Annotated in this window: 24 protein-coding genes and 1 tRNA gene; all 25 read right to left on the reverse strand. The window is 62.5% G+C overall.

From position 1 onward, the window contains the following. Nucleotides 1-90: 90 nt before the first annotated feature. Nucleotides 91-531 carry an excinuclease gene (locus C1896_02670; protein ID AZZ43923.1) on the reverse strand — a complete coding sequence of 147 codons (441 nt, stop codon included), beginning with the start codon at nucleotides 529-531 and terminating at the stop codon, nucleotides 91-93. 33 nt (nucleotides 532-564) lie between these two features. Continuing rightward, nucleotides 565-1,791: a beta-ketoacyl-ACP synthase II gene (locus C1896_02675; protein AZZ43924.1), complete on the reverse strand. Its 1,227-nt coding sequence runs from the start codon at nucleotides 1,789-1,791 to the stop codon at nucleotides 565-567. After that, on the reverse strand, nucleotides 1,791-2,519 hold the full coding sequence (locus C1896_02680; GenBank protein AZZ43925.1) for a 3-oxoacyl-ACP reductase FabG: 729 nt from the start codon (nucleotides 2,517-2,519) through the stop codon (nucleotides 1,791-1,793). The genes C1896_02675 and C1896_02680 overlap by 1 nt, the downstream gene beginning before the upstream one ends. Further along, the gene (locus C1896_02685; protein AZZ43926.1) at nucleotides 2,516-2,968 is read right to left on the reverse strand and encodes a 3-hydroxylacyl-ACP dehydratase; all 453 of its coding nucleotides are present in this window, start codon (nucleotides 2,966-2,968) and stop codon (nucleotides 2,516-2,518) included. The genes C1896_02680 and C1896_02685 overlap by 4 nt, the downstream gene beginning before the upstream one ends. Then, nucleotides 2,965-4,152 (reverse strand): beta-ketoacyl-[acyl-carrier-protein] synthase II, encoded by a 1,188-nt coding sequence (locus C1896_02690; protein ID AZZ43927.1) that lies wholly within the window; start codon nucleotides 4,150-4,152, stop codon nucleotides 2,965-2,967. The genes C1896_02685 and C1896_02690 overlap by 4 nt, the downstream gene beginning before the upstream one ends. Beyond that, entirely contained in the window at nucleotides 4,149-4,676 is a 528-nt protein-coding gene (locus C1896_02695) for a hypothetical protein (protein AZZ43928.1), read from the reverse strand. Before C1896_02695 ends, C1896_02690 begins: the two co-directional genes overlap by 4 nt. Then, entirely contained in the window at nucleotides 4,673-5,926 is a 1,254-nt protein-coding gene (locus C1896_02700) for an FAD-dependent oxidoreductase (protein AZZ43929.1), read from the reverse strand. Before C1896_02700 ends, C1896_02695 begins: the two co-directional genes overlap by 4 nt. 148 nt (nucleotides 5,927-6,074) lie before the next feature. Beyond that, nucleotides 6,075-8,414 carry a hypothetical protein gene (locus tag C1896_02705; protein AZZ43930.1) on the reverse strand — a complete coding sequence of 780 codons (2,340 nt, stop codon included), beginning with the start codon at nucleotides 8,412-8,414 and terminating at the stop codon, nucleotides 6,075-6,077. Then, complete coding sequence (locus tag C1896_02710) at nucleotides 8,398-8,985, reverse strand: hypothetical protein (GenBank protein ID AZZ47498.1); 588 nt, start codon at nucleotides 8,983-8,985, stop codon at nucleotides 8,398-8,400. The genes C1896_02705 and C1896_02710 overlap by 17 nt, the downstream gene beginning before the upstream one ends. A 29-nt stretch (nucleotides 8,986-9,014) precedes the next feature. Beyond that, the gene (locus C1896_02715) at nucleotides 9,015-9,440 is read right to left on the reverse strand and encodes an acyl-CoA thioesterase (GenBank protein AZZ43931.1); all 426 of its coding nucleotides are present in this window, start codon (nucleotides 9,438-9,440) and stop codon (nucleotides 9,015-9,017) included. Then, on the reverse strand, nucleotides 9,433-10,971 hold the full coding sequence (locus C1896_02720) for a histidine ammonia-lyase (protein AZZ43932.1): 1,539 nt from the start codon (nucleotides 10,969-10,971) through the stop codon (nucleotides 9,433-9,435). The genes C1896_02715 and C1896_02720 overlap by 8 nt, the downstream gene beginning before the upstream one ends. Beyond that, nucleotides 10,958-11,899 (reverse strand): glycosyl transferase, encoded by a 942-nt coding sequence (locus C1896_02725; GenBank protein AZZ43933.1) that lies wholly within the window; start codon nucleotides 11,897-11,899, stop codon nucleotides 10,958-10,960. Before C1896_02725 ends, C1896_02720 begins: the two co-directional genes overlap by 14 nt. Then, complete coding sequence (locus tag C1896_02730; protein ID AZZ43934.1) at nucleotides 11,896-12,690, reverse strand: glycosyl transferase; 795 nt, start codon at nucleotides 12,688-12,690, stop codon at nucleotides 11,896-11,898. The genes C1896_02725 and C1896_02730 overlap by 4 nt, the downstream gene beginning before the upstream one ends. A 26-nt stretch (nucleotides 12,691-12,716) precedes the next feature. Next, entirely contained in the window at nucleotides 12,717-14,396 is a 1,680-nt protein-coding gene (locus C1896_02735; protein ID AZZ43935.1) for an AMP-binding protein, read from the reverse strand. Further along, nucleotides 14,393-14,971, reverse strand: a complete 579-nt coding sequence (locus C1896_02740) for a hypothetical protein (protein AZZ43936.1) — start codon at nucleotides 14,969-14,971, stop codon at nucleotides 14,393-14,395. Before C1896_02740 ends, C1896_02735 begins: the two co-directional genes overlap by 4 nt. Before the next feature lie 82 nt (nucleotides 14,972-15,053). After that, nucleotides 15,054-15,311: an acyl carrier protein gene (locus C1896_02745; protein ID AZZ43937.1), complete on the reverse strand. Its 258-nt coding sequence runs from the start codon at nucleotides 15,309-15,311 to the stop codon at nucleotides 15,054-15,056. 1 nt (nucleotide 15,312) lies between these two features. After that, the gene (locus C1896_02750) at nucleotides 15,313-15,585 is read right to left on the reverse strand and encodes an acyl carrier protein (GenBank protein AZZ43938.1); all 273 of its coding nucleotides are present in this window, start codon (nucleotides 15,583-15,585) and stop codon (nucleotides 15,313-15,315) included. Then, nucleotides 15,566-16,375 (reverse strand): 1-acyl-sn-glycerol-3-phosphate acyltransferase, encoded by an 810-nt coding sequence (locus C1896_02755; protein AZZ43939.1) that lies wholly within the window; start codon nucleotides 16,373-16,375, stop codon nucleotides 15,566-15,568. The genes C1896_02750 and C1896_02755 overlap by 20 nt, the downstream gene beginning before the upstream one ends. Next, entirely contained in the window at nucleotides 16,351-17,070 is a 720-nt protein-coding gene (locus tag C1896_02760) for a 3-oxoacyl-ACP synthase (protein AZZ43940.1), read from the reverse strand. Before C1896_02760 ends, C1896_02755 begins: the two co-directional genes overlap by 25 nt. Nucleotides 17,071-17,392: 322 nt before the next feature. Continuing rightward, nucleotides 17,393-17,827 carry a thioredoxin TrxC gene (locus C1896_02765; protein ID AZZ43941.1) on the reverse strand — a complete coding sequence of 145 codons (435 nt, stop codon included), beginning with the start codon at nucleotides 17,825-17,827 and terminating at the stop codon, nucleotides 17,393-17,395. Nucleotides 17,828-17,922: 95 nt separating this feature from the next. Next, complete coding sequence (locus C1896_02770) at nucleotides 17,923-19,200, reverse strand: O-acetylhomoserine aminocarboxypropyltransferase (protein ID AZZ43942.1); 1,278 nt, start codon at nucleotides 19,198-19,200, stop codon at nucleotides 17,923-17,925. Nucleotides 19,201-19,292: 92 nt separating this feature from the next. Continuing rightward, complete coding sequence (locus C1896_02775) at nucleotides 19,293-21,083, reverse strand: dATP pyrophosphohydrolase (GenBank protein ID AZZ43943.1); 1,791 nt, start codon at nucleotides 21,081-21,083, stop codon at nucleotides 19,293-19,295. 214 nt (nucleotides 21,084-21,297) lie between these two features. Next, nucleotides 21,298-21,374 (reverse strand) — tRNA-Met (locus C1896_02780). A gap of 117 nt (nucleotides 21,375-21,491) precedes the next feature. After that, nucleotides 21,492-23,348 (reverse strand): RNA polymerase sigma factor RpoD, encoded by a 1,857-nt coding sequence (locus C1896_02785; GenBank protein ID AZZ43944.1) that lies wholly within the window; start codon nucleotides 23,346-23,348, stop codon nucleotides 21,492-21,494. 67 nt (nucleotides 23,349-23,415) lie between these two features. Beyond that, a complete protein-coding gene (locus C1896_02790) occupies nucleotides 23,416-25,350 on the reverse strand; it encodes a DNA primase (GenBank protein AZZ43945.1) in 1,935 nt (644 codons plus the stop codon). Nucleotides 25,351-25,384: the final 34 nt, after the last annotated feature.

Below are 25,384 nucleotides of genomic sequence, written 5' to 3' on the forward strand. Positions count from 1 at the left end.
GTTATTCGTTCGGCAAGGAAGACACTGGATCGTCGTCTCGCGTGCGGGTGCAGCGCTCGGTTCCGTTCTATTCCCCGAGCGCTGCGGGCTTTACTTGACCTTCGCCAGGTTGCCCTTGATCGCAACCCCGGCCATGATCGCGCCGGCATGGCACTCGTACTTCTGACTGTCTTTGTATTCGACGTGCTTGTAATTGCTGGCGATGTCCACCACGGCATTGGCGCCAGCCGCCTTGGCGGCCTGCTGCATACCGATCAGTGCCGATTGCATTGCCCAGCTGCAGGCACCCTCGTCAGTCTTGTTGAACGCGTTGGTTTTCTTGCTGGTAGTAACGTCCCGGCGGATGACCTGGGCGCCTTTGGGTGTCTTGCCAGCCAGGTAGAACTTCACGCTGCCGTCGAGTTTGCCTGAGGCCGTTGCCTCGGCCACGACCTGATCGAATGGCAGGTAGTGAGTGGTGTCGCGGGCCTGGCTGATTCCGGGTAATGCACAGAGCACCAGTGCTGCGCCGATCCATGTGTTCTTGTTCATTGCTTTTTCCTTGCGGTGTTTTGGTTGAAAGGGTCAAGCCCAGCGGCGGAAGATCAGCGAAGTGTTGATGCCGCCAAAGGCGAAATTGTTGTTCATCACGTATTCGTGCTGCATCGCTCGTGGTGCGTCGATGAGATAGTCCAGCTCGCCACAGCGCGGATCGATGCTGCCCAGATTCAGGGTGTGAATATAACGGTCGCTGTTCATCATCTCGATGCTGAACCAGGATTCCAGAGCGCCGCAGGCGCCTAGCGTGTGGCCGAGGAAGCTCTTCTGCGAGCTGATCGGCATGCCACTGCCGAATAGCGATTGGGTGGCCAGGGTTTCGGCGATATCGCCCTGCTCGGTGGCGGTGCCATGACCGTTCACGTAGCCAATGGCGCCGGGTTGCAGGCCGGCGTCTTCCAGCGCCAGCTCCATGGCGCGACGCATGGTCAGCTGTTCGGGCTTTGTCGCGTGCTGGCCGTCGGCATTGCTGCCAAAGCCGATCAGTTCGGCGTGGATCGTGGCGCCACGGGCGAGGGCATGCTCGAGCTCCTCCAGCACCAGTATGCCCGCACCTTCGCCGATCACCAGGCCATCGCGGCCGGCGTCGTAGGGACGCGGAGACGTATGCGGCGCGTCGTTCTTCAGGCTGGTGGCATACAGCGCATCAAACACCATGGCTTCGGTGGCGCAGAGTTCCTCAGCGCCGCCGGCCAGCATCATGGGCAGACGACCGAACTTGATCGCCTCGTAGGCGTAGCCGATTCCCTGGCTCCCGCTGGTGCAGGCGCTCGACGTAGGAATCACTCGGCCAGTCAGGCCGAAGAAGATGCTGATGTTGGCCGCCGTGGTGTGCGGCATCATGCGGATGTAGGAGTTGGCGTTCAGCCCGTCGGCCACCGAGTTGAGCAGCATATTGCCGAAGGCCTTGATTTCCTCGGTGCTGCCGGTGGATGAGCCACAGGCGACGCCCATCCGGCCGTCACGGATCGACGGGTCATCGAGCAGGCCGGCATGGGTGAGGGCCTGTTCAGCGGCCTTCACCGACAGCCGCGAGACTCGGCCCATGCTGCGCAGTTGTTTGCGTGTCCAGTGCCTGGGGACGGCAAAGTCATCAACCGGCCCCGCCAGCCGGGTGTTGAGTTCAGTGAACCGGTCCCACTCGTGCATGTAGCGAATGCCGCTGCGGTTGCTGCTGAAGTGGGCTTCGATACTGGCCCAGTCGCTGCCCAGTGAGGTGATGCCGGCCATGCCGGTGACAACGACGCGTTTCATCAGCACAACCCGCCGTTGACCGCGAGAACCTGACGGGTGATGTAGCTGGCCTCTTCCGACATCAGAAAGTTGACCGCGCCAGCGACTTCTTCAGGCGTGCCCATGCGCTGTGCTGGAATCATCTTGAGCATCTCCTCGATGGGCAGGTTGTCGTCGAGCATGTCGGTATCGATCAGCCCGGGTGCGACGCAGTTGACGGTGATGCGTCGTTTACCGAGTTCCACCGCCAGAGCCTTCGCCGCGCCGATCACGCCGGCCTTTGACGCGCTGTAGTTGACCTGGCCGCGGTTGCCGATCAGCCCCGACACCGAGGTAATGCAGACGATTCGTCCAGGCTGGCGGCGACGTATCATCGGCATGGTCAGTGGCTGCAGGACATTGTAGAAACCGTCCAGATTGGTGCGCATGACCAGATCCCAGTCGTCCTCGGTCAGGGCTGGAAAGGCGCCGTCGCGGGTTAGCCCGGCGTTGCACACCACGCCGTAATAGGCGCCATGGGTTTCGACATCGGCTTCCAGCTGTTCACGACATTGCGCGCGATCCGCCACGTCGAACTGCAGGATCCGCGCCGCGCGGCCCATCTCCTGAATCTGCGTCTGGACGGTTTCCGCCTCGTCCCGCCGCGCGCGGCAATGCAGGACGATGTCGTGACCACTTTGTGCCAGGCGCAACGCAATGGCGCGGCCGATGCCGCGACTGGAACCGGTGACGAGGATGCTGTTACTCATGGGGAAGGCTCTTGCAGATAGCTCGCCACTTCGGGCGGGCGGTACACGTTGAGGCGCGCCTCGGCATGGATGCCGGGCCCGTCGAGATGGCATTCGAACACGCCCATGCCGTTGTCATCCTGCAGCGAACGCAGCGCATGGATGCGTAACCGGCTACCGGCTGGGAAGTGTTCTACATTGCATTGGAAGCGGCGGGTGCCCAGTAAAAAGCCCAGTTCCACTGGTTGTCCGGCCTGGCGCGCCTGGCAGCCAGCAAAAGCGGCGACCGTCTGCGCCATGATCTCGATGCCGACCCAGGCCGGCAGGCTGCCGTCGGGCGAATTGAGCAGACCGCCAGGCTTCACCTGCAATTGCGCGGTAATGCTATCCGCATCGAATGATTCGACGGCGCCGAGCAGGATCATATCTCCCGCATGAGGCAGTAGTTCGGCTACTGGCCAATCAATCATGGCGCATCTCCCAGGATCAGGCTGATGTTATTGCCACCAAAAGCAAAGGAGTTGCTCATCGTCCTCCGCTGCCCGGCCGCTGTCGCTTGGGTGCCGGGTGCGATCAGATTCAGCCATGGCAGGTCGGCGTCTTGCTCGCCGTCCCAGCGATGCGGCGGCAGCTGCTGTGCAGGGTAATGGTCGGACAGGGTCAGCCAGCAGAACGCCGCTTCCAGTGCTCCGGCGGCACCCAGGGTATGGCCGGTGAGCGGCTTGGTGGATGAGCAGGGCACGCCGGCCGGAAACACCGTAGCCACAGCCAGGCTTTCCATTGCATCGTTGTGTCGCGTAGCGGTGCCGTGCAGGTTCAGGTAGCTGATCTGCTCGGCAAGAACTGCGGCGCTGCGCAATGCTTTGCCCATCGACTCTATCGCGCCTAGCCCCTGCGGGTCGGGGGCCGAGATGTGGTGCGCATCGGAACTGGCGCCGCCGCCTAGCAGGGCAATCGGAGCGCGTTCACGAGTCATGAGGAACACAGCGGCCGCTTCGCCAATATTGATGCCGTCTCGGTTGACCGAAAACGGATTGCAAACATGGGCGCTGGTCGCCTCCAGCGAGCTGAAACCGCGAAGGGTCAGGTCACACAGCGAATCCACCCCGCCACAGATCACTGCATCGCAGACGCCCGCATCCAGCAGTCGTTTGGCACTGAGCAGTGCGCGTGCACTCGACGTACACGCCGTGGATATCGCGTAGCTCGGGCCGCTGAGCTGCAGTCGCTCACTGATGAAGCTGGCCGGTGCACAAAGCTCTTGATGGGTGTAGTGATAGCTGGACGGCAATTGGCCGTCACGTACCAGACGAGCTATTCCCTGGGTCGCCTCCTGAATACCGGAGGTGCTCGTCCCCATGACCACGCCGACACGGCTTGGGCCGAAGCGGGAAATTGCTTCATCCACTTCGCATGCGATTTCGTCCAAGGCAGCCAACAGCAGCTGGTTGTTGCGGGTGGCGTACTGCAGCGGCGCATCGGCAAGCGAGGGTAGCTCGACAGTGACGGCGCCGACCGGCAGACGGCGCCCGGCAATCATCTGGGGATGCGGCTGCATACCTGAGCTGTCGCCTGCCAGCAGGCGGCGTGCGACTTCAGCCTTGCCGCGCCCCAGGGCGCAAATCAGCCCGAGTGCATTGAGGTAGGCGGTCATTGTTGGCGGGCTCCGGCTGGCGCGATAGGCGCGACACGATAGGTCAGCGTCGGTTCGACGTCGAGTTCGAAGCCGCCATTTTTCTCATAGCGAACGTGCCAGGCCGAGGTATCGTCTGCCAGCGACCGGCCGTTTTGCTGAAGCGCCCAAGGCTTACCAGCATAGAGCTCGTCCAGCTGCTCAGCGGGGCTGAGTGCGAATAGCAAGGCGGCAAACAGCGCGCGCGCTTCGGCATTCGGAGGCAGCAGCCCATCGGCTTGCCAGCGTCCATCAAGGAGTAGCTGGCGCGCCAGCGGTACGCCCAGTGGGTTGAACAGCGACCAACGCAATGCAGCCCCTTCTTGCTGAATCACCAATAGCCAATCGTCGGTTTCGCCCTGCTCGTGACGCTGGATATGCAACTGCATCGGCAGCGACAGCCGTGGCGCCTGGCTCGGCAAGGGCTGTTGCTGCGCGCAGGCGCCGAGCAACAGCAGCAGCGGTAGCCAGATCAGACGTGACAGCTTGTGTTTCATCGAAATCATGCAGGCGCCGGAGTGGCGCAGAGTTCGGCCAATACGCGCAAGCGGCGTCTGGGCTCCGCGACGTAGGGGTTGCTGTTGTCCCAGGCGTAACCAGCGAGGATCGAGCAGATCATGCGGCGAATCTCCGGCTGGGCGCGTTCGTAGTAGATCACGTCCTGAAAGCTGCCGTCGTACCAGCCCTCGACATAGGCGCGGAAGGTATCCACGCCCCGCTTCAGAGGGATCGAGAATTCGCGGTCCCAGTCCACGGTCTCGCCGTTCAGCTGCCGGTGCAGTACCGCAGCCGCCATGCTTGCCGAGCGCATCGCAATAGTGACCCCGGACGAAAACACAGGGTCGAGAAACTCGGCCGCATTGCCCAGAAGCGCAAAGCCGGGGCCGTGCAGCGCTTTGACGTTCGCCGAGTATCCGTTGATCAGGCGTGCCGGCGTGTCCCATTCAGCGTGCTTGAGGATGCGCTGCAGGTTGGGGGCCTCAAAGACGAACGCCTTTAGACAGGCGTCCAGATCCAGCGGGCGTCCAGCGTAACGTTCCGCGCTGGCGACGACGCCCAGAGAGCACCGACCGTCGCTGAAGGGGATGGTCCAGAACCATACATCGCGCCATTCAGGGTGGGTGGTGATGAGGATTTTGTTGCGGTCGAAATGCGGGTCTTCAATGTTGTCCCTGATGTGAGTGAACACCGCACGGCGCAGCGGAAAGTTCGACGGCGCTTCCAGGTCGAGCAAGCGCGGCAGCACCCGGCCGTAGCCGCTGGCGTCGAGGACAAAGTCGGCGTGCAGCGCATATTCGCTACCGTCGAGACGGCGGACCTGCAAATACGGGTGCGGGCCGTCGAAATCCGCGGCGGTAATTTCCTCTTCGTAACGAATCTCTACGCCTTGCAGAGCGGCCTGATCGGCCAACAGCTGGTCGAAATCCGCGCGCTGCACCTGATAGGTGCTGCCGTGGCCTTCGGTGAATTTGTCGCGGAAATCGAACTCGGTGTAGCGGTCACCGCAACCGAACGCTGCGCCATGTTTGATCTGAAAACCTGCGGTCTGTACCGCTTCGAGCATGCCGGCTTCCTCGATGAAATCCAGGCAATGCGAAAGCAGGCTCTCTCCGATCGAAAAGCGTGGAAACCGCTGTCGTTCGATGATCAGCACGTCATGCCCCTGACGCTTGAGCAGGGCAGCGGCGATGGCCCCGGAAGGCCCTGCGCCAATAACGACGACGCTACGTTTTTCTGAATGCGAGGAAGCCTTCATGTATTCGACTCGACAAGGGTGGCGGATGCCGGTTGTTGCCGGCGGGTTGGATAAGACAGGTCGTTATTCGGGCGATTGCCTTGGTCTGGTCGCGTTGGAAACTCAGCCAAGGGCCGCCGAGGCCATAACCAGGCGTTAGGCTGGGCGGTCAAGATGCTGGCTCTTCGGTGGTTTTTGCCGCCCAAGGCGCGAGCAGAAACGCAAATACCAGACCGATGCCCACCGCCAGGCCAAAGTTGCTCACGGCCGGTGTGCTCGACAAGGCCAGGAGGCCGAACGATAGCCAAGTCGTGACGGCCGCGAGTAGCGTGCCGACCAGGCTCACCGCAGCGCCACCGATCCGCTCACGCATGAGAATCGCGTAGTCCACCCCGATTGCCGTGACCAATAACAGGCCGAACAGGCCAAACAGGGTCAACGGCTGGCCCAGCCAACCGAGGCAGGCAAGGCTGCCAAGCGCTGCAAGTAGCGGAACAGCCAGGCAGCGCAGGGCGCCGCTCCAGCCGAACGGCAGACACAGCAGAGCCAGGATAACGACAGCGGCAAACATCTTGAGCAGCGCCGCCTGGCGCTGGGTCTCGGCAAATAAGCGATTCAGCTCTGCGGGCCGGTCGACGAGGCTGACCCCGGCAATACCGTCAGCCAGGCCGTGCAGCGCCGAACTGTCGCGCAGGCCTTGCAGGCTGATCAGGCCAGCAACCGTGCCGTCGCTCCGCGTGCTCAGCCAAAGCGGGCGCCACGGTTCGGCAATCGGTCCTGCCAACACCTGATCCAGGCCTGTCACTGGTTTCGCCTGCAGAGCGGCAAGTTCCTTTTCGAGCGCCCCAGCAGTCATGCCAAGCGCCAGCAGTGGCTGGCTGTATTCCAGCAGGCGCGGCAGGGCGAGATGCAGGCTTTCCTGGGCGACGGTCGTGGCCGCCAACTGGCTCAGGGCTAAATAACCGCGCAGCTTCTGCTCTGCCACCAGCTCGTCAAGGCGGGTGCCGAGCGCTTCCTGGCGCTCCAGCAACTCGTCAGCCGTCTGCGCGCGAACCAGGAAATACTGGCTGGTAGGCTCGAAGCCAGTGATCTGGCCGATGCGCTCGGCTTGTTGTTGCAGCGCCGGCGCTCGGCTGACCCATTGGCGCAGGTCATCCTTGAACGACACCTGACTGATGCCGGCCAGGCAGAACACCACGAAGCCGGCCAGCAGCCAGCTCGACGGCAGCCGACCGAGCAACCGTTGACGCAGGGCCAAGGCGCGTTCAGCCCAGCTCAGCGGGGCCGCCCACGGCTGCAGTGGCACGTTCACCAACGAGGGGAGCAGGCAGGTCGCGCAGGCGAAGGCGCCCAGCAGTCCGGCGGCAGAAAAGACGGCGACCTGGCTCAGCGCTGGAAACGGGGTAAACGCCATGGCTAGATAGCCGATGACATTGGTCGCCAGGGCCAGGGCCAGGCCTGGCAGCGTCAAGCGCAGGGCCCGAAATGCCTGCCAGGGCTGCAACGTCCAGCTTTTGGACAAGTAATGCAGCGGGAAATCGATGCTGACACCGACCAAGCTGGCCCCCAGCACGAGGGTCAGCACATGGATCTGACCGAACAGAGCAACGCAGGCCGCGGCGCCGCTGAGCGCCCCGACTAGCACCGGCAACGCGACCAGCAGGACGCGCGATGTACGAAACAGCAGATGGAGCAAGGCGAGCGTGGCGACGAGCGAGACGCTCCCGATAAGGCTCGCTTCCTCACGCGCCTGGCGCTGCCCGTACGCCGCATGCAGCACGCCGCCAGCCGCGAGCAGTTCGCCCTGCTGGGACTCGACCCGGTGGCGAGCGGCACGGACCTGATCGTCGATCAGGAGTGGCAGCTTGTCATCAAAGGCGTCGCCGTGGATTTGCGCATGGATCACGGCCCAACGCTGGCCGTCATGTTCGGCCAGCAATGCGCCATCGAGGCGCGGATGGATATTGCCCGGATGCGGGAGCCGACGCTGCGCCAGGTCGGCCAAGCCGAACCAGTCTTCTTCGACCGGCACGAGGCTGGTGCTTTCGAACGGGCTGAACAGGCGCTGCAGGCGTTGTTGAATGAAGTCTTCGGGTGAGGCGATCAGGGCTTCGCGGCTGGCCCGGTCGAGCAATACCAGTCGTTGATCCAGCAACTGCTGGCGCATCGCTGGCAAATCGGCCTGCACAGAGCGACGAACTTGTGCGAACAGGCCGCTGGCCTTGAGGTTGCCAGCGACCTCCTGGGCCAGCGCGACGGCCGTGTCTTCGTCTTCATGTTGAACCAGCAGCATCAGGTCGCGATTGAGTGGGGCCTGCACGCGCTGCTCGGCGAGTTGCTCCAGCTCCCCTGGCGCGCCGCTGGGCAGCAACTGCAGCAGGTTGGCGCTGATTGGCGGGCCATTGCGCCATTGCCATGCGGTCAACGCGACCAGTCCGAGTAGCGCCAAAAAGAATAGCGAGGAGAGCCAGGCCGGTAGCCTGAGCGCGTGATCAGTCGGCGAGGTCATGGTGTTCGCCGGGGCTCAACTGATCGTCGATCTGAATGTCAGTCAGCGTTAGCAGGGTACTGTCGCCCTGGGCTTCGACCAGCTCGATACGCTCGGCGGTGGCACTCCCCTGAATCAGAATGGTGGAGAAGATCTGGGCAAGCAGTCGGGAGCGTGGCGTCAGGGTCAGCGCCCATGCCTGCGTAGTTCCCGTCAGTTGCAGTTCAAAATCGCGCTGCAGGGCTTCGGTATCACCCTGCAGTACGGCTAGAAAAAGCTCGTTCTGTCGCGCCGCAGGCCCTTGCTGACTGGTCTGCTTCCAGCCGTTTGGCGTGCGCCGGGCAATGCCGGCGGCGCTGATGCGGTAATCCTGTTGCACCGGATCTTGCAGGAACCACAGCAGACCCCTGTCGCGTGCCAGGACGAAGGTGCCCACGCTGACCAGCGGTTGGGGCAGTGCGCGCAGGTATTTCTCCTGGGTGAAGGTGCCACGAACCACCGTGGGTTCGCGCAACTGCAGGCTGAGTTGGACCAGATCGAAGGCGTTGGCGCGGGTGGTCAGCGCCAACAGCAGGCTCAGTGCGACCAGCAAGGCCCAGCAAGGGCTGTTGAATAAACGCTTCACAGCAGCGCGCGCTCCACGGCTTCGACCAGCACCTTCGGCGAAGCCAGCAGCATTTCGCGGCTGGCGATCTCCACGGCAACTTGCACGGTGCTGCCGCGCGTCATGCGCTCACCGGTTTCTGCGTCGTTGATCAGGTAGTTGATCTTCAGGCGGTTCTCCCACTCGACCAGATCGGCGCGAACAACGATGCGCTGATTGAAACGGGCGCCGCGCATATAGCGCAGCTGTACATCGATGATCGGCCAGGCGTAGCCGGCTTCTCTCATCTGCACATAGTTGTGGCCAATACGGTCGAGCAGGGCGCAGCGCGCCATTTCGAAATACTTGACGTAATGGCCGTGCCAGACGATGTCCATGGAGTCGACGTCGAAGAAGGGCACCAACACTTCGATCTCTGCCTGCAGTACGCCGCCCTTACGCATACAGCCCCCAGTGCTGCGCACGAATTCGCTCGAGGCAAAGGCGCAGTTCGCGTTCCAGCGCACGGTCTTCGATCAGCGGTGGGAAGTCTTCGCCAAGCGCTTCGTGCATCAGCGATAGCGGTGCCGGTAGCGGCCGCGAGCCCTGCTGACGTTGACGCAGCCAGACGCCCTGGTTCGCGGCGATCAGCGTGGCGGCGGCGACCTGCTCGGTCAGTTCCAGGCTGCGCAATGCGTCGCGCGCGGCAATGGTGCCCATGCTCACCTTGTCCTGGTTGTGACACTCGGTCGAGCGCGAAAAAACGCTGGCCGGCATGCTGTTCTTCAGGGCTTCCGCGGTCCAGGCGCTGGCGCCGATCTGCACCGCCTTGAAGCCATGGTTGATCATCGCTGTGGCTTCGGGGGCGCCGGACAGGTTGCTCGGCAAGCCGTGGTTGTAACGAGTATCGACCAGCAACGCGAGCTGCCGGTCGAGCAGGTCCGCGACGTTGGCAACGAGATTCTTCAAGCTGTCCATGGCGAAGGCGATATGTCCGCCATAGAAATGCCCACCATGCAGCACCCGCTCGTTTTCCGCGTCGATGATCGGGTTGTCGTTTGCGCTATTCAGTTCGGTTTCGATGAACTGCCGCAGCAGGCCCAGGCTGTCGGCGAGCACACCGAGCACGTGCGGGGCGCAGCGCAGCGAGTAACGGTCCTGCAGGCGATGCAGCGGCGCCGCCGGCGCCTCGATGGCCAAGTCCTGACGAATCCAGGCGGCCACCTGCATTTGCCCAGGGTGCGGTTTGGCAGCGAACAGGCGCTCGTCGAAATGTTCCGGATTGCCTTCCAGTGCGATGACGTTGAGCGCGGTGATCCGGGTCGCCAGTTTCAGCAGGTAATCGGCGCGGGCATAGGCCAGACAGGCCAGGCCGGTCATCACTGCGGTGCCGTTCATCAGCGCCAGGGCCTCCTTCGGACGGAGAGTCAGCGGCGTCCAGCCAAGTTGGCGGTGTACCTCGGCGGCGCTGCGGCGTTCGCCCCGATACATCACCTCTCGCTCGCCAGCCAGGGTCGCCGCGACATAGGACAGCGGCGTGAGGTCACCGCTGGCGCCGACCGAGCCTTCTTCGGGGATCAATGGCAGCACGTCATGCTCGAGGAACGCCTGCATGCGCTCGAGCAACTCGATGCGTACCCCAGACATGCCGTGCGTCAGCGAACGCAGGCGAGCGGCCAGGACCGCGCGCGTGGCTTCCGCGTCGAGCAGCTTGCCCAGGCCGCAGCCGTGAAAGGTGAACAGATGCTGCGGCAGGGCTTCGACCTGGTGCAGCGGCACCGCCACCACGCAGGAATCGCCATAGCCGGTGGTCACGCCGTAGATCACACCTTCGCGGTCGAGCAGGGTGTCGAGAAACTGTGCACCGCGGGCGATCCGTTCGCGGAACGCCGCGTCGGACTGCAGCCGGGCGGGCGCACGGCCCTGGGCCACGGCCAGCAGGTCCTCGATGCGCAGGTGGTTTTCGCCAAAGATGACGGGCTCAGCGTTGTTCATGGGTGTCCCAGAAAGGGTAGAAGTTGAACCATTGCAAGGGTGCCTCCAGGCAGCGCGCCGCCAGTCGATCCGCATAGCGCTGCACCCAGCGCTGCACGACGGCATCGCGTTCGCCTCGGCGCCATTCGATGCAGTCGGCGAAGGGCTCCAGATGGACATGAAATTGCTCGCCCTGTTTCAGGCAGAACAACAGATTTGCCGGACATTGCAGCAACCCGGCCAATAGCCAGGGGCCCTGGGGGAAAGCGGCCGGCTGTCCTAGAAAGTCGGCCGTGGCAATGCGCGCGCCCTGTAGCGGTACCCGGTCACCGGCGATGGCCAGCCATTCGCCTTGGTCCAGCCGGTGGGACAACTCCATCATGATCGCCGGGTCGAGCTCACTGACCTGGATCAGCCGTAAGTTGTTCGCGCCGGACTCGTTCAGTAGCCGGTTGAATTGTTCGGCGTGGCGAGTATGTACCAGAACGTTCATTCTGACCTTGCGGCCCATTTCTGCCAGGGCTCGGCAGATCTCCAGATTGCCCAGGTGCGAGCCGACCAGCAGCTGGCCACGCGGCGCCTTGAGGTCAGCGTGCAGGTTGGCGCTGTCATGCAGCACCAGTCGATCCAGCCTCAGGCGTCCACCCCAGACATCGAGCTTGTCCAGCAAGGCATCGGCGAAGGCCATGAACTGGCGATAGACCGAGTGCCAGTTGGGCGCCAGATCGGCGCGGCCGCTGTACGCGGCGAGGTTCTGTTGGTACCGCCAGGCGCTCTGCCGCGCGCTGCGGTTGAACAGGTAGAAATACAGCACGATCAGGTACAGCAGCGGTGCCATGGCACGTCGGCCAAGCAGGCGCACGGCCCAAGCCGTTAGCTTCATCAAGGCAAAGCTGCCCCGCTCGCGGTGCGCGGCCCAATGCGAACCGGCTGAGGCCTGTTCGCTCATCCCCTCCACCGACGCCAGAGCAGTGCGGGCGCCCGCATGAGCATGCCGCCGAACAGCCGTGCGTGCATCGACGAGATCAGCAGGTTGTCGCGCCACAGACGGAAGTGCGAAACCCCATCGGCCGGGTAGTGCACCCGCGTCGGCAGCCAGACCATCGGCTGCTGTCGCCAGTGCAGGCGAACCAGGATTTCGGTGTCGAAGTCCATGCGCTGACCCAACGTCATCGCGTCGAGCAGGGCCAGGGTGGGGGGCAGCGGATAGACGCGAAAGCCGCACATGGAGTCGCGGATCGACAAGGACAGGGTGTTAATCCAGACCCAGACGTGGGTCAGGTAGCGACCATAAAGACGCCCCTTCGGCACGCTCGAGTCGTACTGGGGATAACCGCAGATCAGCGCATCCGGCGCCTGGCTGGCGCGGTCGAGAAACAGCGCCACGCAGCCCAGGTCATGCTGGCCGTCGGCATCCACCTGCAGTGCATGGCTGAATCCCAGGCGCGCCGCCTCGCGCAGGCCGGATACAACCGCTGCGCCTTTGCCCTGATTGCGGCGGTGGCGGAGCAGGTGCACTGAGGGTTGTTCTGCCAACTCATCGATAACCGCCGCCGCTGCCGGGCTGGAGCCATCATCAACGAGCACGCACTGCAAGTCTTCGGCGAGCAATGCACGAACGACGCCGGGCAGGCTGGCCTCGTGGTTGTACACCGGCACCACCGCGCACGGCTTGAACCAGTCTTCGTCAATCGCTAGCGACAACTGTTGAGGGCTGTCCTTAACGGGCACGGTCGCCATCGCAGGCTCAAGCGGGGTAAGCATGGTCACAGCGGATCTCCCAGCAGAATGCGGCCGGACGAGCAGGGTGCGTCGCCGTTGCGGTATGCGAAGTGCAGCTTGCTGCGCTCGCGGTCGAAGCGCAGCGTCAGACTCAACTGGTCACCCGGACGGGCGAGCTGTTGGAACTTGAGCACTTCCATGCCTTGAAAGCTCGGTGGCAGGTCGGCGATCAGCTCGCGGGCGAGGCCGATGGCCCAGTCGATCTGCACCACGCCGGGCAGAACCGGGGTCTGCGGGAAATGCCCGGTGAAGTGCGCGAGGTCCAGCGGGACGGCCAACTGCAGCTGCCACTGGTCTTCTTCTTGGGAAGCGCTGAGTCGCTCCGGCTGCAGCGGGCGCGGCGCCTGCAACAGCGCGTCGAGTTGTGCCTGCGCGAGCTTGCCCTGACTGTTGCAGGGCAGCTGGGCGACAAGCCTCCAGCGGCGCGGTAAGGCTAGCGCTTCGCAGTGGTTTGCCAAGTGCTTGCGCAACGTCTCGGTCAATGCGCGTCGACCACCGTTGCGCAGCGCATGCAGGCCGGCTTCGCTCAGTGCGACCAGCGCCGCGAGGTAGGCGCGATTGTCATTGATCACCCCCAGCCGCGCGTCACTGACGAAAGGGTGAGCGGCCAACGCTGTTTCGAGCATCGGCAGAGCAATGCGCTTCTCTTCCAGCTTGACGATACGATCCAGTCGGCCGAGCAGCTCGAAGCGTCCATCTGCTTCGATGCGCGCCGCATCGGCGGTTTGTTCGACGTGGCCTGGAGGCAGGCAAGGCGAGGCGATGCGCAGCGCTCCATGATCGTCCTGGCTCAACTGCACCCCGGCGAACGGCTGCCACAGGGCGCCGCCTTGGCGCCAGGCGATGCCACCGGTCTCGGAGCTGCCGTAGATCTCGGTCGGTAGCTGACCCAGTCGCTGCTGCAGTCGCTGCCCTGCCTCGACATCCAGGGCTCCCCCTGAGGAAAAGACCCGGCGCACGCTGCGCAAAGCAGGCCAGTCGAGGTTGTCCCCCATCCGCTTGAGCAGCGCCGGGCTGGCCACCCAGCAGAAGCGCGGATGCTGACGGCTGGCCAGCTGCAGGTCTTCGGAAAAGGGTTGCGCGCGGCGCAGAAAGGGACGGCCGGCGCACAACGGCCAGAGCACGCGGAACAGCAGTCCATAGATGTGCTGCGCGGAGACGCTGGCAATCATGCAGGCGTCGCCGAGGTCGGCGCCCCAGCAGGCTTCGAGTGTTTCCACTTCGTTTGCCAGCTGGCGCAGGCGTTTGTCGATCAGTTTCGGCTCGCCACTGGAGCCTGAGGTGCAGAGCAGCAATCGGCACTGGTCCAGATCCAGCTTCGCCCCTTCGAGCGGCTCGGCAAACAGCTCCGAGAGATGAGCATCGCCGTCCTGATCGGTCAGCCAGAGATCGGCCTGGTGGGCCAGTCGCGCTCGGCTGGCGGGCTGCAGGTCGGCGGGTAGCAATACAGTTACGCCGGCTCGCCAGGCGCCGAGCAAGGCAATCGCCAGCTCGCCGGCGTCCTCCAGATGCACTGCGAGCCTGGCGACGCCACGGTTACGCAGCCCAGCAGCCACACGCAGCGCTCGTTGGCGCAGCTCGGCATGCTCAAGGACGGGATCGAGCGTGACCGGCCGCGACGTGGGCGTCTGGTCGAGCAGATGTTCGAGGGGAATCCAGTTCATGTAACGTTCCTGACGCGCTGGCGTATCACCCACTCTCCGGCGAACAACAGTCCCATCAGCAGATAGGCGATAAAACCGGTGTAAAGCGTCCACCAGCTCAGCGGCGCCCAGAGCGCGAGTGCGCTGGCGATACCGGCGTTGACGATGAAATAGCCCACCCAGACCCAGGTCACCTGCCGCGTATAGCGCACAGCCGCGGGTGGGAGCTCGGGTTCGCTTAGCCGCGCGAGGCGTTCGATGATCGGCATGCCGGAGTAGAGGCTGCCGGCAAACAGGCCAAGCAGCGCCAGGCTGATCAGTACGGGATACCAGCGTAACAACGCCGGCTCGTCAGCCAGCCCCAGCAACAGGCAGAACAGCAGCGCGGTCGCTGCCACCGTATTGCTCAGCAGTGTCTGCTTGCCACTGCATAGGCGAGCCAGCCAGAGCGCGCCGAGCAGCAGCGCAAAGAGCCGAGGCGACAGCTGCTCCAGCCCCACATACACAACGAACGGGTAGGCGAGGCCGACCAGCAACAGGGCGAGGCCTGTTAGCCGACTGGCGTTCGCAGTGCCTGTTCGAGCGGGTGTCTGCATCGTGCCGTCCGTTTGCGCATGGGAGCTTGATCCGGGGAGCTCTGGGCTCACCGGACAATGCTTGGTTGGTTGATCGGGTGGGTCAGGCCGGTTGCGGGTTCACCAGCCGATACACCGCCTCGACGACATCGCCCACGGTTCGTACCGACTTGAATTCCTCTGCGGCAATCTTCTTGCCTGTCTGTCGCTTGATGTGATCGATCAGGTCGACGGCGTCGATGCTGTCAATTTCAAGATCCTGGTATAGGTTGGCTTCCAGGCTGATTCGCTCGGGTTCGAGTTCAAACAGCTCGACCAGCGCATCGCGCAGGGTCTGGAAGATTTCGTTGCGGCTTTCCATTTCAAGCCTCCTCGGTGACGGCGCGGTTGGCGCTGACGTAGGCGGTCAGGCTATCGACACTGGCGAAATGCTTGCGGGTGTCCTTCGCATCGGCGTCGATCTTGATACCGAAGCGCTTCTGGATCGCCAGACCCAGCTCCAGCGCATCGACCGAATCCAGCCCGAGCCCTTCGCCAAACAGCGGCTGGTCGGCTGCGATGTCGTCTGGGCCGAGGTCTTCCAGACCCAGGGCGTCGATGATCAGTTGCTTGATTTCAAGCTGCAGTTGGCTCATCGAGTGCGAGCTCCTTTATGAAGTGTCGATGCAGATGATCGTTGAGTTGCCGAGAGGCAATGGGTGCTGCGCCACGCGAAGCGAACATCTGCGGGTCGATATCCTCACCGACGCGCAGATGAAAATGAAAACGTCTTGCCGGAATCCGATACCAGGGCTCGGCTTTGGTCAGGGTGGTGGGTGTTACGGTGATCACGACCGGTGTGACCAGGCGTGCGCCACGAAGCGCGATAGCCGCCGCGCCCCGATGAAACTGCGGCGCCTGGCCCGGCGTGGTGCGCGTGCCTTCGGGAAAGATGATCAGTGTCTGGCCTTGCCTCAGCGCATCGGCTGCTTCGTCGAGCATCTCCGCGCTGCCGTTATTGCTGATGTACTGAGCCGCACGTATCGGCCCGCGAGTGAAGGGGTTGTCCCACAGGCTCTGCTTGACCACACAGTTGGCGTCACGGATCAGTGCGATCAGCACCACCACGTCGATCAGCGAAGGGTGGTTGGCGATCACCAACTGCCCAGGGCGGCCGAGCCGTTCGGCACCCTCGACTTCATAGGTCAGTACGCCGCTGCGGTACATGAACTGGACGAACAGCCAGAACAGCCGGCTCACGGTCTGTCGCGCCCGACTGCGGCGTTCGGTCGTGTCGCCTGGCAGCAGACCCAGCACAGGGAAGACGATCATTCGCAGGCAGAGCCCGCCGAGACCGAACAGGGCAAACGACAGCCCGGTCGCGACCAGGCGCCACAGCCAGGGCGCGCTGTATCGGCGGTTCAATAGGTTTGCTGCCAGTTCCATTGGCGGCTCTCCCAGGTGTTTTGAAAGGTCGGTTGGTCCTTGAGCAGTGCGTGGACCAGTTTGATCGCATGCGGGTGCGATGCCTGCCTAGCGGCTGGCTCGGCTGTTTCGAGGCTCAATTGCCAGGTCTTACCCGGCTTCAGCAACAGCGCCACGGCATAAGGAAAGCTGACGTCGTTGATCCAGGGCGCATAGACCGCAGGGGGCTGATCTTCCGCGACCACCACCAGGACTTCGGGAGCGCCTTCGCCGAGCAACAAGGCTGCTTCGAGCACGGCATGCTCCAATCCGTCACCTTCAGCTGCGAGCGCCGTCATCTCGCTGGTGTCCTGCTGCTGGATGGACCAGAGACCGATGATCGCGTTGTGCACCGACAGGCTGAACTGGGTAGGGGAAAGTGGCTCGTCGCTCGCCAGGTCGTTGAGGATGGCGAAAGTGCGCGTGGTCTCGCCGTGACGGGAGGCGTAGACCAGGGGCATTGGCGCCCGGTTGGCCGCCAGAGGAGTGGCCACGGCGAACACCATGCGCGCCAGGCGACTCAGGCGTCGGCGCTGCATGGCCGGCAGGAAGCTGACGTCCGGTTGTGCGTCACTGCTTTCGAGCTCGCACGGATCCCCGGCCCAATTGGCCCAGTCATCAGTGCTCGCCAGTCCTGGAGCCCAAGCCTGCCATTGATCGATTTCGAATTGAATCACGCTGAACTCACCGGCTCATCCTCGAGCCTTTGTTATTGGCGTGTCGACGTCCTTGTACAGCGACTATCGGTAAATGTCTGCCGTGAAAACGGCGGCATTATCCAATCGCGGTCGAGCCTAGGCAAACGTTGCGTGAAATATCCAGATAAAAGGCAGGCCTAATGCACGGAACTGCGGGGTCGGTCGGTGGTCAGTTCTAGGTTTGCCAAAGAGCCCGGTGGCCAAGGATGCGCCTGCCGTGACGATGCCGGCGTCGAGCCGCTTGGCTGCCAGTCCTTCTTCCGTCTCCTCAGAAGCCAAACAGACTACCGCGTGGCGCCTGTCATACCCCGTGCTGTTGGAGCCAGGCCAGTAGCTGCGGCAATGGCATCGCGCCGCTCTGGCGCGCCACTTCCTTGCCTTGCTTGAAGAGGATCAAACTGGGAATCGAACGAATGCCGAGCTGGCTAGACAGTTGCGGACTGGCCTCGCTGTCCAGTTTGGCCAATCGGCAACGGCCCTGCAGCTGAGCTGCCGCCTGGGCGAAGGTTGGGGCGAAACTGCGGCACGGGCCGCACCAGCTGGCCCAGACATCCACCAGCAGCGGCAAATCACCCTTGATCTGGTTGGCGAACTGATTCTGCTGCAGCTCGAACGGCGTGTTCGGCAAGGCTTCTTCCTTGCAACGTCCACAGCGCGGCGCGTCGTGCAGCCGGTCGGCGGGGATGCGGTTGAGGCTGGCGCAATGTGCGCAGGGGATGATCAGCGAGTCGGTCATGGCGAGGCTCCACAGCGGTCTGTCGCAGTAATGTGGAGCCTCGCTGGCCGATATCAAGCGATATCAAGCGTCGCGGGCAAAGCGGTCTTGCGAAATCAGCCTTTGGCCGCGTCCAGGGCCTGGGTCAGGTCGGCCAGAATGTCATCGATGTGCTCGATGCCAATCGACAGCCGGATCAGATCCTGGGAAACGCCTGCCCTGGCCAGTTCTTCGGCGTTCAGCTGGCGATGCGTGGTGCTGGCGGGATGACAGGCCAGCGACTTGGCGTCGCCGATGTTGACCAGCCGCACGATCAGCTTGAGCGCATCGATGAAGCGCGCGCCGGCCTCCATGCCCCCTTCGATGCCGAAGCAGAGGATCGACGCCGGCGTGCCGCTCATATAACGGCGCGCCAATTCATGCTCCGGATGATCGGCCAGGCCGGCATATTTCACCCACGCCACCTGCGGGTGTGCCTGCAGGTATTCGGCAACCTTCAAGGCGTTCTCGCAATGCCGCTCCATGCGCAGCGCGAGCGTTTCCAGCCCCTGCAGGATCAGGAACGAATTGAACGGCGAAATCGCCGCGCCCATGTTGCGCAGCGGCACCACGCGGCAGCGGCCGATGAAAGCGGCGGGGCCGAACGCCTCGGTGTAGGTGACGCCGTGATAGGACACGTCAGGCGTGTTGAGCAGCGCGAAGCGCTCCTTGTGCTGTGCCCAGGGAAACTTCCCTGAGTCGACGACGATGCCGCCAATGCTGGTGCCATGGCCGCCCATATACTTGGTCAGCGAATGCACGACGATGTCCGCGCCATGCTCAAAGGGGCGGCACAGCATCGGTGTAGCGACGGTGTTATCGACGATCAACGGTACGCCGTGGCGGTGTGCGGCGTCTGCCAGCGCGGCGAGGTCAATGACATTGCCGGCTGGGTTGCCGATGGATTCGCAGAATACAGCCTTGGTGCGCTCGTCGATCAGCGACTCCAGCGCAGCGATATCGTCGTGGGCAGCGAAGCGCACCTCGATTCCCTGCCGCGGCAGGGTATGGGCAAACAGATTGAAGGTGCCGCCATAGAGTTTGGCGACCGAAACGATGTTGTCGCCAGCTTCGGCGATGGTCTGGATGGCATAGGTGATCGCCGCCATTCCCGAGGCCACAGCCAATGCCGCCACGCCGCCTTCCAGTGCCGCGACGCGCTGCTCGAGCACGTCGGTGGTGGGATTCATGATGCGCGTATAGATGTTGCCCGGCACCTTCAGGTCGAACAGGTCCGCGCCGTGCTGGGTATCGTCAAACGCGTAGGAGGTGGTCTGGTAGATCGGCACAGCCACTGCGCGGGTGGTTGGGTCTGGGCTGTAGCCGGCATGGACGGCGAGGGTTTCCAGCTTCATGGCGCGCTCCTTGTTCTTGTTCATCGGGGCAAAGGCCCGAGAGCATGAAACTGAACGCCGATGCGGTCAATGATCCAGGGCAAGCACCGTTATCAAAGCGGTGTGAGCGGCCAGAACAACGGGATGACCAGCGTTGCGACGACCCACAGCAACAGATTCAGCGGGATTCCCACCTTGAGGAAATCAGCGAAGCGATAGCCACCGGCGTTATAGACAAATGTGTTGGTCTGGTAACCGATCGGCGTGGCGAAGCTAGCGCTGGCAGCGAACATCACCGCGACGACAAACGCACGCGGATCGATACCGAGCTGCTGGGCGAGGCCGATGGCGATTGGTGTGACCAGCACGGCGACGGCATTGTTAGAGAGGATCTCAGTAAGCACTGAGGTGAACAGATAGATGAACCCGAGCATGAATAGCGGGCCGGCCCAAGGCGTCAGGTCGACCACGCTGGAAACAATCAGCCCGACCAGCCCTACCTTGTTCATCGCTACGCTGATGGCGAGCATGCCGAAGATCAGGCTGAGGATCTTCCAATCGACCGCCTTGTAGGCATCCTCCACGTCCAGGCAGCGGGTCGCCAGAACCGCCGCGGCACCGATGATCGCCAGGCCTTCGATCGGCATCACACCGAACGCTGCCAGCAGCATCACCATCAGCGTCGTGCCAATGGCGATGGGCGCCTTGTCTCGTCGAAAAGCGCGCTCCTGTACGGCGTTGAGACTGATCAGCTCGCCGTTGTCGGCGAAACGCTTGATCTGCGCCGGGGTGCCCTCGACCAGCATCACATCGCCGAACTGCAGTTGGAAATCGTCGAGGTTGCCCTGGATGTTTTCGTCCTGCCGGTGAACGGCCAGCACATTGATCCCGTAGCGGGCGCTGAGGTCGAGGTCGCGCATCGGTCGGTGGCTGTAACGCGAGTTGCGTCCGACGATGGCTTCAGCGAGCACTTCATCCTCGCTGCTGAGGGTCTCGAAGGCGTCGCTGCGGTTGAAGCTCAGATGACCGCTGCCGCGTAGCTCAACTACATCCTTGACCTGGCCGTGGATGACCAACACATCGCCGGCCAGCAAGCTGAAATCCTGTTCCGGTCGGCTGTGCAAATGAACCCCGCGGTTCACCTGCAGCACCTGCAGTCCGCTGCCACCGTTGAGGTTGGCCTCGGCAATGCTCTTGCCGACGACGGGCGATCCTTGAGGAACCCGCAATTCGCTCATGAAGGTGCGATCGAGCCTAGGCCCGAGAAGCTTGGAGAGAGTGTCGCGCTCCGGCAGCAGCCGCTTGCCGATGGTCAGCATATACAGCATGCCGGCCGCGGCGAGCACCAGCGCAGCGCCGGTGATTTCGAACATGCCGAATGGCGCGAGGCCCGCCTTGCGCGCCACACCGTCGACCAGGATGTTAGTCGAGGTGCCGATCATCGTCAGCGTGCCGCCAAGGATGGTGGCGTAGGACAGCGGAATCAGCAGCTTCGAAGGCGTGGTGCCGGCCCGCGTTGCCAGGGAAATGGCCACCGGTGTCAGGATCGCTACCACGGGCGTGTTGTTGAGAAAGGCCGAAATGACCAGCGCAGTAATCGTCAGCCCGCCGAGCACGCGGGTCGGGCTGGTGCCGACCAGCCCACCCAGCCAGTTACCCAACGCATCGATGCAGCCGGTGCGCTCCAGCGCCGCGGATATCACGAACATGCAGGCAATGGTGACGGGCGCAGAGTTGGACAAGACTCCGAGCACTTCCGCGGGGGTCAGTAACTGGCTGGCGATCAACACCGCCACCGCAATCGCCACCACGATGTCGGGGCTCCAGGTCTCCCGCACGAAAGACACCAGCACCCAGACCAGCAAGGCGCAGACGAAAAGCAGCGGCAGCGAATCGGAGAGCATGAACGTCCTTAACGTGGCGTAACGACTGGCCGCAGAGCGGCCCCGCGCGAACGATAGGGTCGAGCACTTAGAGAGTCTAGGAACGTTTATTCCGGTTTATATGCGTTTTGGGTATTAGCATAATTAATAGAGGCTCAAGTCGCGTGGCGCGAGGCGTTGCAACAAGAAAGGTCGGAGGCAAACGAAAAAGCCGCGCAGTGCGCGGCTTTGGAGTTGGTGGGCCCACACGGACTCGAACCGTGGACCAAAGGATTATGAGTCCTCTGCTCTAACCAACTGAGCTATAGGCCCTCAGAGGCGGGCGGATTATACCGGTGGTGTTGTGTGTGCGCCAAGCGAAGCTGTGCGTACAGGCATGTTTTGACTGGCCTGAATGCAAAACCCCCGGCGCGGGCCGGGGGTTCTGTTTTACTCGTCGAGGAAGGAGCGCAGATGCTCGCTTCTCGTCGGGTGGCGCAGCTTGCGCAGCGCCTTGGCTTCGATCTGACGGATCCGCTCGCGGGTGACATCGAACTGTTTGCCAACTTCCTCGAGGGTGTGGTCGGTGTTCATGTCGATGCCGAAACGCATGCGCAATACCTTGGCTTCCCGTGCGGTGAGGCCGGAGAGGACTTCGCGAGTGGCTTCCTTGAGGCTCTCCACGGTCGCCACGTCGATCGGCGATTGCATGGCGGAGTCTTCAATGAAGTCGCCCAGGTGCGAATCTTCGTCGTCACCGATCGGGGTTTCCATGGAGATCGGCTCTTTGGCGATCTTCAGTACCTTGCGGATCTTGTCCTCGGGCATTTCCATGCGCTCGCCAAGCTCTTCAGGCGTGGGTTCGCGGCCCATTTCCTGCAGCATCTGACGAGAGATGCGGTTGAGCTTGTTGATCGTCTCGATCATGTGGACCGGGATACGGATGGTCCGCGCCTGGTCGGCAATGGAGCGAGTGATCGCCTGGCGTATCCACCAGGTAGCGTAGGTCGAGAACTTGTAGCCGCGACGGTATTCGAACTTGTCCACCGCTTTCATCAGGCCGATGTTGCCTTCCTGAATCAGGTCGAGGAATTGCAAGCCGCGGTTGGTGTACTTTTTTGCGATGGAGATAACCAGACGCAGGTTGGCCTCGACCATCTCCTTCTTGGCCCGGCGAGCCTTGGCTTCACCGATCGACATGCGACGGTTGATATCCTTGATGTCGGCGATCGCCAATATGCATTCTTCTTCCAGCGCGAGCAGCTTCTGCTGGCAGCGTTGGATGTCTTCCTTGCGTGCGGCGATGGCTTCGGCGTATTTGCTTTTGCCATTGGCCAGCTTTTCTGCCCAATCAAGGTCTGTTTCGTTGTTAGGAAACTGACGCAGGAAGTCGGCGCGGGGCATGCGTGCGTCACGCACGCAGATTTGCATGATGGCGCGTTCTTGGGCGCGGACCTGGCTCAAAGCATCACGTACGCGATCGACCAGCGCATCGTACTGCTTAGGGATGAGCTTGATCGGCATGAACAGCGTGGCGAGTTCCTGCAGGGCATCGGTCGCCTGCTGGCTACCGCGGCCATGCTTCTTCAAGGCCTTTTTGGCGACGTCCAGTTGCTCGGCGACGGCGCCGAAGCGAACGCGAGCAACTTCCGGATCCGGACCGCCATCGCCTTCTTCTTCATCGCTGTCGGAATCGTCCTCTTCCTCGTCGTCCTTGTCGTCACCGGCCGGCTTTACTGCTGCCTGCGGTGCGACGGGCTCGACTTCTGCCTGAGGGCCGGCCGCGCCGTCATCGTCAGGGTCGATATACCCGCTGAGAATGTCGGAGAGACGCCCACCCTCGGTGGTGACGCGATCGTAATCGGCGAGGATGCTGTCGACGGTACCCGGGAAATGGGCAATGGCACTCATCACCTCGCGAATGCCTTCCTCTATGCGTTTAGCGATTTCAATCTCGCCTTCGCGGGTCAGCAGTTCGACAGTACCCATTTCACGCATGTACATGCGCACGGGATCGGTGGTGCGGCCAATGTCGGTTTCGACAGCGGCAAGTGCCGCCGCGGCCTCTTCGGCTGCGGCTTCATCGGTATCGGCTTCGGCCAGCAACAGGGCATCGGCATCCGGGGCAACCTCGAATACATTGATACCCATGTCGTTGATCATGCGAATGATGTCTTCCACCTGTTCCGGATCGGAAATATCCTCCGGTAGGTGGTCATTGACCTCGGCGTAAGTCAGGTAACCCTGCTCACGGCCACGCTGGATCAATTCTTTGAGACGGGACTGCTGTTGCGCTTTTCCGGACATATAACCCTATCCACTGACGGTTCTGGCGGGCTGAAAACAAGCTGAGCATTATAGCCGAGCAAGGACCTCACGCGCCAGTTGAGGTCGATATAGCGGGTGTTGAGTTGCGATTTAGCAGGCTGCGCAGCTGCTCTTTCTCCTCTGCGCTGAGTTCACCCTGGCGAGCTTTGCGCAGCAGCGTTTCAAGGCTGCGGTCGCGTTGTCTGGCAGCAAGGCTTGTTATGGTGTCGAAAAACTGTTGTTCAAGGTTATCGGCCGAGATTAGCCATTCTTTCTCGGCAAGTGCGCGCAAAAGGCGCCCTTGGTCGGTTCCATGCCAGCGTGCAATCAATTGCAGGCTGCGCAGTTTGGGGTTCTTTTGCAGCGTTCCCAGCAGGGCGACAAGCAGTTGTGCGTAGGTGTCGTCTTCCGCCGCGAAGTGGCTGGCATCTTCGACCTTCTGCGCAAGCTCAGGGTGGTGGAGGAGCGTACGCAGTGTGGTCAGGGCCGGTGGTTCTACTGAAGCGGGCGTTCTCGGTGCGCGTGGCTTTTTGAAGTCTGGACGCTGGCCAGGCTTTTTCCAGTCTTTTTTCCACTCTTTCTTGCCGCCGGTCTTCGGCTGGGTGGTGGCCGGCGGTGCGTAGTAGTCGCCTTCGTCATGGCCAGCCGCGGTGTCGTAATACACGCTGTCGTCATATTCCAGCGCGGGGCTCGGCGATGCTGAGCTCATCTGCTGAAGCGCTTCGCTGTGCAGGCCGGTGATTTCCCCGAGGCGCTGCCGCATCAATGCGCGCAGGTTGTTGCCGGGGATTTTTTCGATGAGCGGTGCTGCAAGAGTCGCCAGGTGGGCCTTGCCTTCCAGTGAGCGTGGGTCTGCTTCTTCACTAAGCTGCTGGAAGAAGTAGTCGGCCAACGGTTGCGCCTGTTGCTGGATTCGGGCTTTGAAGGCATCGGTACCTTCGCTGCGCACCAAACTGTCCGGGTCTTCGCCTTCCGGCAGGAACAGAAAACGTGCGCGGCGGCCATCCTGCAGGTTTGGTAGCGCCGATTCCAGAGCGCGCCAGGCAGCCTTGCGACCGGCTGCGTCACCATCGAAACAGAACAGCACGCTGGGCACGATGCGGAACAGGCGCTTGAGGTGTTCGTCACTGGTCGCGGTGCCCAGCGTCGCGACGGCGTTGCGCAGCCCTTGCTGTGCCAGGGCAATGACGTCCATGTAGCCTTCAACGACCATGATTTCATCCAGGTCGCGGTTAGCCTTGCGTGCCTCGTAGAGCCCGTAAAGTTCCTGGCCTTTATGAAAGACAGGTGTTTCCGGCGAATTCAAATATTTTGGCTTGTCATCGCCCAGCACTCGTCCACCGAAAGCAATGACGCGCCCTCGACTGTCGCGGATCGGAAACATCACCCGGTCACGGAAACGGTCGTAGCTCCGGCCGGTTTCAGCGTTTTCGATTAACAGTCCAGCCTCGATCATGGCCTTCTGCTGAAGGGCATCGCCACCCAGGTGCTTCATCAGGTTGTCCCAGCCGGGCGGGGCAAAGCCGAGGCCGAAATCCCTAGCGATGACACCTGACAAGCCTCGCCCTTTCAGGTACTCCACTGCGGCCTTGCGCGCCGGGTGACCCTTGAGGGACTGTCGATAGTAATCGGCGGCGGATTCGAGCAAGGGGTAGAGCGGTGAGTCCACGGGCTGACGTGGTTTGCGCCCCGGTCCGCTTTCTTCGCGCGGCACTTCCATGCCGGCGCGCTTGGCTAGCTCCTCGACTGCCTGGGGAAATTCCAGGCTGTCGTGATCCATAATGAAGCCGAGCGCGTTGCCGCCAGCGCCGCAACCAAAGCAATAGTAGAACTGCTTATCCGGGCTGACGCTAAATGAGGGGGTCTTTTCCTTGTGAAACGGGCAGCAGGCGGTGTAGTTCTTGCCCGCTTTTTTCAGTTGGATGCGCGAACTCACCACCTCGACGATGTCGGAGCGGTTGAGTAGGTCATCAATGAATGATTGTGGGATCAAGCCGGCCATAGGGGTATGAGAATACGCTCGCAGTGTTCAGGCC

It is taken from the genome of Pseudomonadaceae bacterium SI-3, from assembly GCA_004010935.1.
GTDB lineage: Bacteria > Pseudomonadota > Gammaproteobacteria > Pseudomonadales > Pseudomonadaceae > Stutzerimonas.